General features: G+C 71.8%; 12 protein-coding genes. 6 read left to right on the top strand and 6 right to left on the bottom strand.

Annotated features, from left to right (window positions below):
- Positions 1-735, bottom strand: coding sequence for a PspA/IM30 family protein (locus tag D1J51_RS10770; protein ID WP_119075199.1), 735 nt, complete (start codon positions 733-735; stop codon positions 1-3).
- Between the two features lie 248 nt (positions 736-983).
- On the opposite strand from D1J51_RS10770, the gene D1J51_RS10765 reads away from it, so the two are divergent.
- From D1J51_RS10765 to D1J51_RS10745, 5 genes are all read left to right on the top strand, one after another.
- Positions 984-1,820, top strand: a complete 837-nt coding sequence (locus tag D1J51_RS10765) for a biotin--[acetyl-CoA-carboxylase] ligase (RefSeq protein ID WP_119075198.1) — start codon at positions 984-986, stop codon at positions 1,818-1,820.
- Positions 1,821-1,849: 29 nt separating this feature from the next.
- Positions 1,850-2,716, top strand: coding sequence for a helix-turn-helix domain-containing protein (locus D1J51_RS10760; RefSeq protein WP_119075197.1), 867 nt, complete (start codon positions 1,850-1,852; stop codon positions 2,714-2,716).
- A gap of 171 nt (positions 2,717-2,887) precedes the next feature.
- Positions 2,888-3,847, top strand: a complete 960-nt coding sequence (locus D1J51_RS10755) for an ABC transporter ATP-binding protein (RefSeq protein ID WP_119075196.1) — start codon at positions 2,888-2,890, stop codon at positions 3,845-3,847.
- Positions 3,844-4,911 carry an iron-siderophore ABC transporter substrate-binding protein gene (locus tag D1J51_RS10750; protein WP_119075195.1) on the top strand — a complete coding sequence of 356 codons (1,068 nt, stop codon included), beginning with the start codon at positions 3,844-3,846 and terminating at the stop codon, positions 4,909-4,911. The genes D1J51_RS10755 and D1J51_RS10750 overlap by 4 nt, the downstream gene beginning before the upstream one ends.
- A gap of 23 nt (positions 4,912-4,934) precedes the next feature.
- Positions 4,935-7,019, top strand: coding sequence for an iron ABC transporter permease (locus tag D1J51_RS10745; RefSeq protein ID WP_119075194.1), 2,085 nt, complete (start codon positions 4,935-4,937; stop codon positions 7,017-7,019).
- Positions 7,020-7,083: 64 nt separating this feature from the next.
- Here the strand turns inward: D1J51_RS10745 and D1J51_RS10740 are convergent, their stop codons facing one another.
- The 3 genes from D1J51_RS10740 to D1J51_RS10730 all read right to left on the bottom strand — a co-directional run bounded on the left by D1J51_RS10740 (position 7,084) and on the right by D1J51_RS10730 (position 11,097).
- A complete protein-coding gene (locus D1J51_RS10740; protein WP_119075193.1) occupies positions 7,084-7,872 on the bottom strand; it encodes an alpha/beta fold hydrolase in 789 nt (262 codons plus the stop codon).
- Between the two features lie 124 nt (positions 7,873-7,996).
- Positions 7,997-9,415, bottom strand: coding sequence for an APC family permease (locus D1J51_RS10735; RefSeq protein ID WP_119075192.1), 1,419 nt, complete (start codon positions 9,413-9,415; stop codon positions 7,997-7,999).
- The gene (locus D1J51_RS10730) at positions 9,412-11,097 is read right to left on the bottom strand and encodes an amidohydrolase (protein WP_119075191.1); all 1,686 of its coding nucleotides are present in this window, start codon (positions 11,095-11,097) and stop codon (positions 9,412-9,414) included. The genes D1J51_RS10735 and D1J51_RS10730 overlap by 4 nt, the downstream gene beginning before the upstream one ends.
- 173 nt (positions 11,098-11,270) lie before the next feature.
- On the opposite strand from D1J51_RS10730, the gene D1J51_RS10725 reads away from it, so the two are divergent.
- The gene (locus D1J51_RS10725) at positions 11,271-11,972 is read left to right on the top strand and encodes a TetR/AcrR family transcriptional regulator (RefSeq protein ID WP_119075190.1); all 702 of its coding nucleotides are present in this window, start codon (positions 11,271-11,273) and stop codon (positions 11,970-11,972) included.
- A gap of 130 nt (positions 11,973-12,102) precedes the next feature.
- Here the strand turns inward: D1J51_RS10725 and purU are convergent, their stop codons facing one another.
- Together purU and D1J51_RS10715 are read right to left on the bottom strand one after the other, a co-directional pair.
- Complete coding sequence (gene purU, locus D1J51_RS10720; RefSeq protein WP_240423160.1) at positions 12,103-12,996, bottom strand: formyltetrahydrofolate deformylase; 894 nt, start codon at positions 12,994-12,996, stop codon at positions 12,103-12,105.
- Between the two features lie 421 nt (positions 12,997-13,417).
- Complete coding sequence (locus D1J51_RS10715) at positions 13,418-14,377, bottom strand: sensor histidine kinase (RefSeq protein WP_162903779.1); 960 nt, start codon at positions 14,375-14,377, stop codon at positions 13,418-13,420.
- Positions 14,378-14,465: the final 88 nt, after the last annotated feature.

Below are 14,465 nucleotides of genomic sequence, written 5' to 3'. Positions count from 1 at the left end.
CTACTGGCCGATCGCCTGCTGCCGTCCGCCGGCCTTCAGCGCGGCGAGGCGGGCCTCGACCTCTGTGACGGCCTCGATCTCGACGAGCTCGTTGAACTGCGAGTCGAGCGTCGAGGCCGCGATCTCCTGCTTGCCGAGGGCGAGCGCCTCCTGGCGGCGGATCTTCTCCTCGAAGCGGCCGAGGTCGCTCGTCGGGTCGAGCACGTCGATGGACTTCACCGCGTCGGCCACGCGATTCTGCGCCTCGGCGGTCTTCGCGCGGGCGACCAGCTCGGCGCGCTTCGACTGGAGCTGCTTCAGCTTCTCCTTCATGCCGCTCAGGCCGTCCTTGAGCTTCGCCGTGACCTCCTGCTGGGAGGCGATCGTCGGCTGGGCCGTCCGTGCCTCGCCCTCCGCCGCGATCTGCCGCTGCAGGGCGACCTTGGCGAGGTTGTCGAACTTGTCGGCGTCGACGGCGTCGCCCATCGCGCGCATCTCGTCGGCCTTGGCGCTCGCGGCGATGGCCTTGCGGCCCCACTCCTCGGCGGTGCGCACGTCTTCCTGGTAGTCCTGCTCGAGCAAGCGCAGGTTGCCGATCGTCTCGGCGATCGCGGCCTCCGCGTCGGCGATGTTGTTCGAGTAGTCGCGGATGAGCTGATCGATCATCTTCTGCGGATCCTCGGCGGAGTCGAGGATCGAGTTGACGTTCGCCCGGATGAGCGTGGTGATACGACCGAGAACGGACTGCTTGGTCATGCTGAGTTCCTTTCGGTGGAGCGGCTTGGGTCGAGTGTAGGGAACAGGGCTATGAGATTGCCGAGTCGGAAGCCGCCGCCGCCTCTGTCGCGCCTGGGACCGCCGCGGGATCCGCCGCTGCGGTCTCGCCGCCTCCCGTGCTCGTGCCTTCCACACTCGGATTGTATTCCGCCGCCCCTCGCAGGTCCATCGTCCGGCGTTTCGTCGCCCCGCCCGGCGCGCCCGCGGTGCTGCGGTAGCCTCGGGCCATGGAACTGAGCCGCACTCGCGAACTGCTGCCCACCGTGATCTGGCGCGAGAGCTCGCCCTCCACCAACGCCGAGCTGCGCGAGCTCGCAGCGGCAGGATCCCCGCTGCCGCACGGCGCCCTGCTGGCGACCGCGAACCAGACCGCCGGGCGGGGCCGCCTCGATCGCGGCTGGGTGACGCCGCCCGGCACCGCGATCGCGGCGTCGCTGCTGGTGCGGGGTTTCGGGCGGAGCGGCCTCGGGGCGAGCTGGCTGCCGCTGCTCGCGGGGTCCGCCGTCGTGGCCGCGCTGCAGCCGTTCTTCGCCGACGGACGGCGGGTCGGTGTGAAGTGGCCCAATGACGTGCACGTGCGCGACGAGGACGACGCGATCGCGGGCCGCCCGGGCCTGAAGCTGTGCGGGATCCTGTGCGAGATGATCGACGCCGACGCGGTGGTCGTGGGCACCGGCATCAACCTGCTCATCCCGGAGCGGGAGCTGCCGACCGACCGCGCCACGTCGCTGCTCGCCGCCGGGGCCGACCTGGGCGTCGGGGCGGGGGGCGAGCCGAGCCTCGCGGGCGAGGCGGGGAGGGGTCTGGCCGACCGGGTGCTCTCGGCCTACGCCGCCGAGCTGCTGAGCCTCGTCGAGCTGGCGGTGGCGCACCCCGACGCCGCACGCGGCAGGGCGGCGCGCCACTCGCTGACGCTCGGCACCGAGGTGCGAGTGCACCTGCCGGGCGGGGAGATCGTGCACGGTCGCGCCCGCGCCCTGGCCCACGATGGGGCGCTCGTCGTCGATCTGCCGACGGGCGGAAGCCTCGCCGTGTCGGCCGGCGACGTCGAGCACCTGCGCTGAGCCGGTCGCGCCGCCGTACACTCGGAGCCATGACCGAGCCCGCCCGCGACGACCCGGGCCCTGGGGCGTGGCGGCGCGAGCCGAGCACCGTGATGCGCCCGCCCCCGCCCGCACCCGCGGAACCGGCGGGGCCGTTCGTGATCCTGGCCGAGTCGGAGGTCGCCGGCACTCCGCTGGAGTGGGAGCCCCACGCGCACCCGATGCACGAGCTCGCGTGGGTGCGGGGCGGCACGATGACGGTGCGCATCGGCGCGCGCATCTTCACGGTGCCCGAGGGGCGCGGGCTCTGGCTGCCCGCCGGTGCGACGCACGCGGGGCGGTTGACGGCGCGGGCGGAGCTCTCCGATGCGTTCTTCGCTCCGGATCGCACCCCGGTGGCGTTCGAGGGGCCGACCACGATCGCGATGTCCCCGTTGCTGGAGTCGCTGCTGCTGCACCTCTCGCGCGGGGATCTCGATGCGGCGGCGCGCTCCCGGGCCGAGTCGGTCGTGTTCGACGTACTGGAACCCGCCGAGCAGCAGTTCGCCCTCCGCCTGCCGGGCGACGCCAGGGTCGATCCGATCGCCGAAGCGCTGCTCGACGATCCCGCCGATGGCCGGGGCCTGGACGAGTGGGCGAGTGCGCTGGGCATCAGCGAGCGCACGGTGACCCGCGCGTTCCGCCGTTCGACCGGGCTGTCGTTCGCGCAGTGGCGCAGGGTGCTGCGCGTGCACCTGGCGCTCAAGCTGCTCGCGGAGGGCGGCGACGTGGCGGCCGTGTCCGATCGGCTCGGCTACGCGCAGCCCAGCACCTTCATCGCGGCCTTCAGGCAGGTGATGGGGACGACCCCGGGAAGCTTCATGGGTCGCGCCTCGGCCCCGCACAATATGTCCGAAAATCCGTATCCGCTGTCCTGAAGTACGGATTGCAGACACCATGACGTCTCTATAGTCTGATCAAGACAAGGTCACCCTTACTTCTTGACTCGGATCCGGTGGCCGCGGGCCCGCGACCGCCGCGGCGCCGCGGCGCCTCCCTCCGCAGGCCCGGGGGAGCCGCTCCACCGTCCCTCCCGACCCCGGAACCCCATGACGCCCATCGCCTCCGCCCCGCACGCCGACGAGCCCGCAGATCCGAGGGTCGCCCCGCGGCAGCGGGCCTCAATGACCGCGGAGGGCCTGGTGCTGCGCTACGGCAGGGAGCCCGTGGTGCACGGGGTCTCGATCGTCCTGGAGCCCGGCCGGGTCACGGCCCTCGTCGGCCCCAACGGCAGCGGCAAGTCGACGCTGCTGCGGGCGCTCGCGCGACTGCACCGCATCGACGACGGACGCGTGACGGTGGGAGGGCACGACGGTGCGCCCGCCCGCGACGCCTCGCTGCTGAGCGCGCGGCGGTTCGCCCGGGAGGTCACGCTGTTCTCCCAGTCCCGGCCGGCGCCGCAGGGGCTCGCGGTGCGCGAGGTCGTGGCCTTCGGCCGGCACCCGTATCGGCGCGGTTTCGCGCGGCTGTCGGATGAGGACCGGCGAGCGATCGAGCACGCGATGGACGCGACGGGCACGCGCGACATGGCCGAGCGGGCGGTCGGCGAACTCTCCGGCGGCGAGATGCAGCGGGTGTGGCTCGCCGCGTGCCTCGCGCAGGACACCGGCGTGGTGCTGCTCGACGAGCCGACGAACCACCTCGACCTGCGCTACCAGGTCGAGACGCTGGAGCTGGTGCGCGACCTCGCAGACGAGCACGGGGTGGCGCTGGGGATCGTGCTGCACGATCTCGACCACGCCGCTCGGGTGGCCGACTCGCTGATCCTGCTCCGCGCGGGCCGAGTCCACGCTGCGGGCGATCCCGTCGAGGTGCTCACCGCCGAGAACATCGGCGAGGTGTACGAGATCCCCGTCGAGGTCAGTGCCGACCCGCGAACGGGGCTGCTCCGCATCGACCCGCTGCGTCGAGCGTCGCGGGTCGGCGGCGCGGCGGCCCGATCCGCCGCGGCCCGACCCGCGGCAGCCAGACCCACCACGGAAACCCCCACGAAAGAGGCACACCCATGACCCGTGTTCACCGACTCCCGGCGGCCGCCGGAGCCCTCGCCGCGCTCGCCGCCATCGCGCTGACCGTCACCGCCTGCGGAACGACCAGCGTCGACGCCGCGAGCGGCGCCGTACCCGAGGCGACGTCCCAGGCCTGCGTCGACGACACGACCAAGACCTCGACCGATCCCGTGTCGCTGACCGACGGCGTCGGACGCACGGTCGAGCTCGATCAGCCGGCCAAGCGCATCGCGGTGCTCGAGTGGCAGCAGACCGAGGACGCGCTGACGCTGTGCGTCGCGCCCGTGGCGGTCTCCGACGCCAAGGGCTACTCGACCTACGTGAGCGCGGAGAAGCTGCCCGAGGGCGTCGTCGACGTCGGCACCCGCGGCGAGCCCGACCTCGACGCCCTCTACGCCACCGACCCGGACCTCATCATCATCGAGGCCACGGGCGCCGACGACGACCTCATCGCCCAGCTCGAGAAGCGCGACGTGCCCGTGCTCGCGACGGTCGGCGCCGACGCCGCCGATCCGATCGGCAACATGAAGGACGTGTTCTCGATGATCGCGAAGGCCACCGGCCGCTCCGAGCGCGCGGAGCAGGTGATCGCGCAGTTCGACGACTACCTCGCCGGGGCGAAGCAGCAGGTCTCTAAGGTCGACCTGCCCACGAAGGACTTCCTGTTCTTCGACGGCTGGATGGAGGGCGGCAACGTGGTCGTGCGCCCCTACGGGGAGGGCGCCCTCTTCACCGAGCTCGGCAGGCAGCTCGGGTTGACGCCGGCCTGGACCGACAAGATCAACGAGGGGTACGGCAGCGGCGGGGTGGACCCGCGGTACGGGCTGGCCCAGACGGACATCGAGGGCCTCACCGCGGTCGGCGGCGCGAACCTGTTCTACTCCGACGACAAGACGCCGGGCAGCTACGTGGGCGAGCTCGAGAAGAGCAGCATCTGGACCTCTCTGCCCGCGGTGCGGGAGGGGCGCGCGAACGCGTTCCCCGCAGGCGTCTGGGGCGCGGGCGGACCGCTCTCCAACCAGCAGGCGATCGACGCGTACGTCGAGATCCTCACCGCGGAGTGAGCGGATCGCCGCGGCCCCTGCCGATGCCGACGACGGGCGCGGCCTCGAACGGTCTCGGCCTCCGAGCCGGCCTCGGCGGGGCCGTCGTGCTGGCGGGGCTGCTCGTGGCGGTCGCGCTGGTGGGCGCGTGGCACCTGACCCAGGGCACCTCCGGCGTCGGCGCCGGCGAGCTGCTGCGCGCGCTCGCGGGATCGCGGGAGAGTGTCGGCGGGGTGCCGGTGGCCGACGTGCTGGCGGGGTCGCGCGTGCCGCGCCTGCTCGCGGGCGTGGCCGTAGGCTTCGCGCTCGGCGCCGCCGGGGCCCTGCTGCAGTCGGTCACCCGCAACGCGCTCGCCGCGCCCGACACGCTCGCCGTGACAGCGGGCTCCTACTTCGCGCTCGCGTGCGTGGCCGCCTTCCGCATCGCCGTACCGCTGTGGGCGTCGAGCGCCGTCGCCTTCGCGGGCGGACTGCTCGCCGCCGCCCTGGTGCTCGGCCTCGCGGGGAGGTCGGCCGGCGGCGCGAGCACGCGGCTGATCCTCGCGGGATCCGCCACGGCCATGGCCCTCGACGCGGCCACCGCGATGCTGCTGATCCTGTTCAGCGAGAACACGACAGGCCTGTTCGCGTGGGGCAGCGGATCCCTCGCGCAGCTGAACGTCGACGCGTCGGTCCGCGCCGCGCCGCTCATCGTGGTCGTGCTGTGCGTCGCGCTGCTGCTCTCCCGCAGGCTCGACGTGCTCGGCCTGGGCGACGACACCGCGGCCTCCCTCGGGGTGCCGATCCGCTCCACCCGCGTCGCAGCCGTGCTGTGCGCGGTGCTGCTCAGCAGCACAGCCGTGACGCTCGCCGGCCCGATCGCGTTCGTCGGGCTCGGCGCGCCCGTGCTCGCGCGCCTGCTGGCCTCCCGGGTGCGCTCACTGCACCGCCACCTGCTGCTCGTGCCGGCCGCGGGCCTGCTGGGAGCGCTGCTCGTGCTGCTCGCCGACGCCGCGCTGCGCGCCGTGCTCGGCGCCGAGGCCGCCGCATCGGTGCCGACGGGCGTGCCGACGGCGGTGCTGGGGGGAGCGGTCATCGTGATCCTCGCGCTGCGGCTGCGCGACGCCGGTCCGGTCCGGCAGCCGCCGCAGGCCAGGGCCGGCGCGCGCTCCGGCCGGCGCTTCGCCGTCGCGGTGGTCGCGGCAGTCGCGCTGCTGGCCGCGGCGGCGCTGGTGGGGCTCCTCGCGGGCAGTCTGTGGCTGCGCACGGGAGACGTCTCGCTCTGGCTGCAGGGCACCGCCCCGGATCTCGTGGCCCGCGCCCTCGACGAACGGGCCCCCAGGGTGGCCGCCGCGGTCCTCGCCGGCGCTGCGCTCGCACTGGCGGGCTGCGTCGTGCAGAGCACCGTGCGCAACCCGCTCGCGGAGCCCGGTATCCTGGGCATCACCGCGGGCGCCGGGCTGGGGGCGGTCATCGTGGTGACCTCCGGTGTCGCGGGCGGCAGGCCGTTGCTCGTGCTCATGGCCGTCGTGATGGGGCTCGCCACTTTCGCGGCGATCGCGCTGCTGGCCTGGCGCGGCGGACTGCTGCCCGATCGCTTCGTGCTGATCGGCATCGGCTGCGGGTACGCGCTCAGTGCCGTCAGCACCTTCCTGCTGCTGCGCGCCGACCCCTGGGACACGCCGCGCATCTTCACCTGGCTCTCCGGCACCACCTACGGGCGCACGTTCCCCGATGCGGCGCCCGTGGCCGCGGCGCTGCTCGTCGCGGTACCGCTGCTGCTCGGCCTGCGCAGGCGGCTCGACCTCCTCGCGATCGACGACGACACCCCGCGCATCCTGGGGGTGCGCCTGGAGCGCTCCCGCCTCTCGCTGCTCGCGATCGCCGCGGTGCTCGCGGCCGTCAGCGTGGTCGCGGTGGGCGTCGTCGGATTCGTCGGGCTCATCGCGCCGCACCTCGCCCGCGCGGTGGTCGGCGCGAGGCACGGGCGCGTCATCCCGGTCGCGATGCTGCTCGGCGCGCTGCTCGTCTGCGTCGCCGACGTGCTCGGGCGCGTCCTGATCTTGCCCGCGCAGTTGCCGGCCGGCCTCATGATCGCGCTTGTCGGCGCGCCCTACTTCGTCTGGCTGCTGCGCCGCTCGCGCCTCTGAGCGGGCGGGCGCGGTGCCGCGCGATGAGCGCGATGAGTCCGCCGAGCCCGCCGCGGATCCGGGCTCAGACGCCCGCCAGGAAGTCGCGGATGACGCGGCTGATCAGCTCCGGCCGCTCGGCCACGAGTCCGTGCGTGGCGCCCGGCACGATGCACAGCTGCGCACCCGGGATCGAGGCCGCGATGAGCAGGCTGTGGTCGGGCCGGATCGTGTCGCGGTCGCCGGACATCACGAGCACGGGTGCGACGATGCCGCCGAGGCTCGCCGGTTCGATGCGGGGCTCCGAGGTCCAGAGGCGGAAGAGCTTGCCGAGCACGACGTCGGCGTGCTCGGGGCCGTCGGGGGAGAGCCGGTCGTAGTGGGCCCGCTCGGGGTCCGGCGGCTCGGCCCGCTCCGGGTCTCCCGGCTGCTCCGGATCCCGGACCGCGGCGGGCCGGTCGTCGAGCACCACGGCTCCCTCGGCCGCCGAGGAGTGCGCGAAGGCCGAGGGATCGAGGTTGGCGCTGATCGAGACGAGGGAGCGCACGCGCTCCGGGTGATCCCGCGCGAGCAGCAGGCCGATGATGGCGCCGTCGCTGTACCCGATCACGTGCGCGGACTCGAGCCCCTGCGCGTCGAGATACGCCGCCGCGTCGGCGACGCCCCGGCCGTAGTCGTACTCCCCCTCGACGTCGGCCGATCGCCCGTGCCCCGGCCGCTCGTACGCGTGGACGCGGTGGTCGGCGGCGAGGGCGTCGGACTGCGCCCGCAGCGACTCGAGCGAGCAGAACCCGCCGTGCAGCAGGAGCACGGGGTCCCCTGTTCCCGCGACCTCCGCGTACAGCTCGTTGCCGCCGATCCGCAGATGCGTCATGCGCCCCATCTTCTCAGCCCCGCGACTCGAAGAGTGCCGGGAAATCACCGCGATCCCGCAGCCACGCTGCCGCGCCGCCGCGCCGCCGCACCCCACGCTCGCGGGTCGCCTTCGCTGGGCTGGCTTAGTTCCGCCCGCCCTCCATCGGGTAGTCCTCGGCGAGCTGATCGATCTGCTCGGTCGTGGGATCCCCCTCCGAGAAGTCCATCTTCGGCACCGGGCGCTTGAAGCCGCCCGTGACGATCGCGATGATGACCACGCCGACGGCGAGCCAGATCGCTCCGACGATCCACGTAGCGGCCTCGAGCGACGTCCACAGCCAGATGGTGAGCGCGAAGCCGATGAGCGGGGCGACGAGGTGCGTGAGCACCTCGCGGGCCGTGAGCGACCGCTGGCGCCCGCCCTTCGGGAAGACGTACGTGCGGATCACCGACAGGTTGACCATCGCGAACGCCGCGAGGGCGCCGAAGCTGATCATGAAGGCCACGGTGTCGAGCGACAGGAAGAGGCTCGACAGCGCGAACACCGACACCGTGACCGCGGCCACGATGGGGGTGCCGAAGCGCCGGTGCAGGCGCGACAGCGGGCGCGGCAGCATGCCGTCGCGGCCCATGGCGTAGAGAATGCGCGACACCGAGACCTGGCCGGTCATGCCCGACCCGAAGGCTCCCACGACGTACACGGCCACGAAGAACGCGGTGAACGCCTCGCCGCCGATGTTGTTCATCACGGTCACACCGGCCGCGTCGACCTCCTCGGGGGTGAGCGACGACCATTCGGGCTGGTAGGCGAGCGCGCCGGCCCATGAGACGAGGATGAAGAAGAGCCCGCCGATGAGCGTCGCGAGCACGATCGCGCGCGGGATGTCCTTGCGGGGGCGCTTGGCCTCTTCGGAGAGGGTGGAGACCGCGTCGAAGCCGAGGAACGAGAGGGCCAGGATCGCGGCGCCCGAGGCGACCGCGCCGATGCCGCCCTCGCCGAAGGTGAACGGCTCGATGAGGCTCACCGTCGTGTCGCCGCCGAACGCGTCCTTGAAGGCGAGCACCATGAAGATCGCCACGAGCACCACCGAGAGCGCGATGATCACGAAGTTCGCCTTGTTCACGAGGGTGATGCCGAGGATGTTGAAGAGCAGCACGATGAGCAGGGCCGCGAGGGTGAACACCCACGCCGGGATCGCCGGGAACTGCGTGTTGAGGTAGATGCCGATGAGCATGAAGTTGATCATCGGGATGAACAGGTAGTCGAGCAGCATGACCCAGCCCGTCAGGAAGCCCGCGGCGCCGCCGAACGACTGCTGCGTGTACGTGTAGGCGGATCCCGCCACCGGATACTTGCGCACCATCGCACCGTAGCTCGCCGCGGTGAAGAGCATCGCGACGACGGCGATGACGTAGGCGGCCGGGAGGCGGCCCTCGGTGACCTGGTTGACGATGCCGTAGGTCGTGAAGACCGTGATCACCGTCATGTAGGTCACCCCGAAGAGGGTCAGGCCGGTGAGGCCCAGCGCTCGCTTGAGGTGCGGTTGGGTGGAATCGGTCACGATGTCTCCTTCGAATGGGGTGAGGCGGTTGAGGGGGTGGAGATCCGGGGCGCGGGCTGCGCCCGGAATGTCTCGATTCCCGCGAGCCAGGTGCCGAAGACCTCGATCTCGGCGATGGCGTCGGGAGCGGCGCCGAGCGGATCGGCCGACAGCCAGACGGCGTCGGCAGTGCGTCCGAGCTCGAGGGTGCCCCGGTCGGGCGCGAGCGCCTGCCGGGCGATGCCGCGGGTATACGCGGCGTACGCGGCGGCCGCGTCGATGCGCTCGTCGGGCAGCCACGCCTCGGCGCCGGGATCGGTGTGGCTGCGGCGGGCGATCGCGGTCGCGAGCGCGGGGCGCCAGTCGAGCGTGGTGACCGGCCAGTCGCTGCCGAAGGAGACAGTCGCGCCGGATCGGTGCACGGAGCCGATGAGGTACTGCCACTCGTCGCGCGGATGCCCGAGGTGCGGAATGGTGAGTTCGCGCATCACGGCGTCGCACTGCGCCCAGTAGGGTTCGAAATTGGCGATCACGCCGAGCTCGGCGAAGCGGGGCACGTCGGCCGGGTCGAGCAGGGCGACGTGCGCGATGACGTGGTGGCGCTCGCGGGGGCCGCCCGCGCGGATAGCGGCCTCGAGGGCGTCGAGCGCGAGGCGGTTGGCGCCGTCGCCGATGGCGTGCAGGTGCAGCTGGAAGCCCTCCGTCTCGTAGGTGACGGCGGCGGCGGCGAGCTCCTGCGGCGACCAGTTGGGCAGGCCGTGCTCGCCGGGCCGGTCGGCGTAGGGCGCGATGAGCGCGGCCGTGCGGCTCTCGATCACGCCGTCGACGAAGAACTTGACCGTGTTCGCGCTCAGCCGGTCGCGGCCGATCTTCCGCACCCGGCGTCGGGCCTCGGCGAACTCGGCGAGCTGCTCGCGCCAGCGAGCGGGATCCGCCCGGAGAGCGAGGTTGACGCGGGTGTGCAGGCGATCCTGCGCCGCGGCCGCGAGATAGACCTCGATATCGGCGGGCTCCACCCACGCGTCCTGCACCCAGGTGGTGCCCTGGGCGGCGTAGCTCCGTGTGGCGCGCTCGAGCGCCTCGATGCGCTGCTCGAGCGGGAACCGCGGCGCGATGTTCGCGAGGAAATCGTTGGCTGCCGCCTCCTGCAGCGTGCCGAGCGGCGACCCGTCGGGGCGGCGCACGATGCGCCCGAGGGGCGGATCCGGCGTCTCCGCGGTGATACCGGCGGCCGCGAGCGCCGCCGAGTTGACCCAGGCGGTGTGGTAGTCCCAGGCGCGCAGGATGGTCGGGGTGTCTCCCGTGACCTCGTCGAGCCAGCGCGCGTCGAAGAGCCCGCCCGCGGCGAACGTGGCGTCGTAGCTGCCGCCGACGATCCACGCGGCGTCGGGGTGAGCCGCCTTCCACGCGGCGACGGCGTCGAGGATGCCCTGCAGGTCGGAAGCCCCGCGGATGGCGGGACCGAGCGCCTCCTGGCCGCCGAGCAGCGGGTGCGCGTGGCCCTCGCCGGGGGCCGGGGCGAGCGTGCCGCCGCCGAGGTCGACGACCTCCGCATCGGGATCCTGCGCGGCGGAGCGCTCCGCATCGGCGCCGAGCGCCGCGACCCGGCCGTCGCGGAACGCGATCGCCGTGCTCGTGAGGGCCCCCCGCCCCGGTGCGGCATCGATCAGGACCGTGCCTCCGGTGAAGACGATGGTGCCCATGGACTGCATCCTTGCTGTTCTCGGTGCTGGACTTCGCGCGGCGGAGCCCGGTACGCTCACGATTAACGAACAGAGTTCGTTTGTGGTCGGCTTGAGAATAATACGAAAACCGGCCGAGCGCGAGCGGACATCCGCGGATCGTTATCGATGCGCGCGATCCGCGGGGAGGCGAAGTGCGGAAGAACGGGGAGAAGACGCAGGACGCGCGCGGCGCGCAGCGGCGAGGCGCCGGTCGTCCGCGCGGCCGGGTGCTCTCGCGCCAGCTGATCCTGGAGACGGGACTGCGCCTGATCGACGAGCGCGGCGAAGCGGGTGCCGGGATGCGCGCGATCGCGCAGGAGCTGGGCGTGCGCCCCTCTTCCCTGTACAACCACGTCTCCGGGCGCGACGAGCTCATCGCCGGCATCCGCGAACTCATCAGCGACCGCATCGACACCTCCGCCTTCGACGCCGAGCCCTGGCACCAGGCCTTGCACGACTGGGCGCACGCATACCGCGCCGCGTTCGCCGCGCACCCGCCCACCATCACCATGTTCGCGGTGGCCCCGCTGGAGCCCGGATCCCGAACCGCGCTCATGTACGACCGCGTCTGCGAGGCGCTGCACGGAGCGGGCTGGCCGCGGGAGCGGGTGCTCACGATCGTGGTGGCGCTGGAGTCGTTCATCCTCGGATCGGCGCTCGACAGCAGCGCGGCGGACGACATGCTCGATCCCGGATCGAGGATCGACACCCCGGCGTTCACCGCGGCCTACCACGAGCGCGCCCGCCTGCTCGCCGGAACGGGGGAGCGGCCCGCCGACGCCGCGTTCCAGGCCGGGCTCGCAGCCATGATCGCGGGGCTGCGCGCCGAGTTCGCCGCGCTGCCGAGGGGATAGGGCGCGGAGATTGCGGCGCGGGCGGGTTGGGCACGGCAAGCCCCGCGGCAACCCCCGCGAGAGGCGAAAAACTCCGCTGATTCCGCCGGATCCGGGTGCGTGTTTCGCCTCTCGCGCCGACCCGGGCTGCTCAGCGGAAGATGATGGTGCGGTCGCCGTCGGCGAGGATGCGGTTCTCGGCGAACCAGCCCACCGCGCGCCGCAGCACGCGCGCCTCCTCGTCCTGCCCCAGCTGTACGAGCTCCCGCGGCGAGTAGGAGTGGTCGACGCGCACCACGTCCTGCTCGATGATGGGCCCCTCGTCGAGGTCGGTGGTGACGAAGTGCGCCGTCGCGCCGATGAGCTTCACGCCGCGCCGATGCGCCTGCCTGTAGGGGTTGGCCCCCTTGAAGCCCGGCAGGAAGGAGTGGTGGATGTTGATGGCGCGACCCTCGAGCGCCTCGCACAGACCGGGCGACAGGATCTGCATGTAGCGGGCCAGCACCACGAGCTCGATGTCGAGCCGGTCGACGGCCTCGAGCACGCGGGCTTCGAACGCGGCCCTGTCGTCGGGGCCCCCGATCGCGCGGTGCTCGAAGGGCACGTCGTAGAACTCGGCGATGTCGCGCACCGTCTCGTGGTTCGAGAGGATGAGCGGCACCTCGATGGGCAACTGGCCGCCGCGGCGCCGATAGAGCAGATCGTTGACGCAGTGCGTGGCGGTGGAGGCGAGGATCAGCGTGCGCACGGGGCGGCCCACCGTGTCGAGGCGCCAGGTCATGCGGTACCGCTCGGTGACGGGGGCGAGGGCGCCGGTGAAGCGGTCCTCGAAGGTCTCGGGCTGGGCGATCGCCTCGACCTGGAGTCGCATGAAGAAGCGACCGGTGTCGGCGGACGCGAACTGCTGGCTCTCGGCGATATTGCCGCCGGCGGCGACGACCGCGCCGCTGATCGCGTGCACGATGCCGGGCCCGTCGACGCAGCTCAGGGTGAGCACCCACTGGGTGGCGGGCGTGTCGTTCGCGTTGGTGTTCACGGAGTACAAGGGTAGTGGATCCGGGTCGCCGTTCCGAGCAGTACCCGGCGCTTCTACGCTTGCGGTCCGCCCGCCGGGAGTGCCGACGCGGTCGCAGATCCAGCACCGTCGGTTCATCCGGTTCGGGGGAGCGGGGCCGGTTGAGCGCGGCGCAGAAATTTATCCCCATTTGTGCGGAGAGCGCGGCGGCGTCGGTGTGGTCAAGCAGCCCTTCTGGGCGGGTGCTCCCCGCTCGTGCGGGGAGCACCGTGTCGAGTCGACGAACTCGCACGCGAGCGACGGATCATCCCCGCTCGCGCGGGGAGCACAATGCGGCTGAGGTGAAGGCTTGGATCGAGTCGGGATCATCCCCGCAGTCGTCCTACGCCTACGCCAGCACGGGCATCTGGGGACTGGGCAGCGCCTGGTATCAGTTCCGCTGAGCGCAGCTTCACGGAGAGGCAGGTGTCGACACGATACCTGCCTCCTCTGCGTTTTCGAGCGCTTCCGAGCCCTCGGGGATGGTCACCGTGACAGTAAAGATGTCACCCTCTGTGTAGTCGATTCTTGCGTGACCGCCGTGCTGGATTGCGATTGCTTTGACGATGGCGAGTCCGAGGCCGGTCCCGGCCGACGGATCGCCCTCAGTTCTGGTGTAGGCACCACGGTGAAAGGGCTCGAATAGCTGCTTGGGGGGACTAGCAATCTCGCGTACCGGGCTGTTCGTCACAGTGAGAAAGGCGCTGGCGTCCCGGGTGTGGCTCTCGATGGTGATCTCCCCGCCCGGCAGGGTGTACTTGAGAGCGTTGTCGATGAGATTCGATGTGAGCTGAGTGAGGAGCACTTGGTCTCCTATCACGGTGGCAGGTGCGGCAGCTGCGTTGAGGGCAATGCCCGCTTCAGAGGCTCTTTGCTGGGCGTCGTGCTCGAGGGCTTCGACGATGTCGTCGAGACGGATCGGATGCCGTTGATGGTGAATCGGTGCTGTGGTGCGAGCGAGCTGCAGAAGCGACGTCACGAGTTGCTCGGCTCGGACGACCGCGTGCATGGTGCGTTCCACCGCAGGAGCGACATCCTCGCCGAATCGCCCTCGGATCAGTGAGGGCTCCAACGCGGCTCGGATTGCGGTCAGCGGAGTGCGAAGCTCATGCGACGCGGCCGAAATGAATCGTTCCTGCGCTTCGAACGCTACCTCTAATCGAGCCAACATGGTGTCCAGTGTGTCGGCAAGGGCCTTGATCTCATCATCCGGACCATTGAGCCTGATCCTGGACGACAGGTTGCGGGCTGACAGGTCTTCAGCGAGTGCAGTGACCTCGCCGACGCGCGCCAGCGATCGAGCAACTGTCCTCCAAGTGAGAGCCCCCGCAACGAGAGCAAGCAAGATCACGGCCCCGGCCGAGATGATCATAACGATCCCTTGGAGCTCCGTAGCGACCGATAGCACAGCGCTGACAGCGCGTTGATTCGCGGGAGATGCGGAAGAACCGCCTGACGAA

The organism is Leucobacter sp. wl10, from assembly GCF_003569785.1.
Classification (GTDB): Bacteria; Actinomycetota; Actinomycetes; order Actinomycetales; family Microbacteriaceae; genus Leucobacter.
This window is presented reverse-complemented; position numbering and strand designations above follow the sequence as displayed.

What these genes read in the sequence shown, in the direction of transcription:
- D1J51_RS10770 (WP_119075199.1), bottom strand. Translation starts at nt 735, where the DNA reads ATGACCAAGCAGTCCGTTCTCGGTCGTATCACCACGCTCATCCGGGCG.
- D1J51_RS10765 (WP_119075198.1), top strand. Translation starts at nt 984, where the DNA reads ATGGAACTGAGCCGCACTCGCGAACTGCTGCCCACCGTGATCTGGCGC.
- D1J51_RS10760 (WP_119075197.1), top strand. Translation starts at nt 1,850, where the DNA reads ATGACCGAGCCCGCCCGCGACGACCCGGGCCCTGGGGCGTGGCGGCGC.
- D1J51_RS10755 (WP_119075196.1), top strand. Translation starts at nt 2,888, where the DNA reads ATGACGCCCATCGCCTCCGCCCCGCACGCCGACGAGCCCGCAGATCCG.
- D1J51_RS10750 (WP_119075195.1), top strand. Translation starts at nt 3,844, where the DNA reads ATGACCCGTGTTCACCGACTCCCGGCGGCCGCCGGAGCCCTCGCCGCG.
- D1J51_RS10745 (WP_119075194.1), top strand. Translation starts at nt 4,935, where the DNA reads ATGCCGACGACGGGCGCGGCCTCGAACGGTCTCGGCCTCCGAGCCGGC.
- D1J51_RS10740 (WP_119075193.1), bottom strand. Translation starts at nt 7,872, where the DNA reads ATGACGCATCTGCGGATCGGCGGCAACGAGCTGTACGCGGAGGTCGCG.
- D1J51_RS10730 (WP_119075191.1), bottom strand. Translation starts at nt 11,097, where the DNA reads ATGGGCACCATCGTCTTCACCGGAGGCACGGTCCTGATCGATGCCGCA.
- D1J51_RS10715 (WP_162903779.1), bottom strand. Translation starts at nt 14,377, where the DNA reads ATGATCATCTCGGCCGGGGCCGTGATCTTGCTTGCTCTCGTTGCGGGG.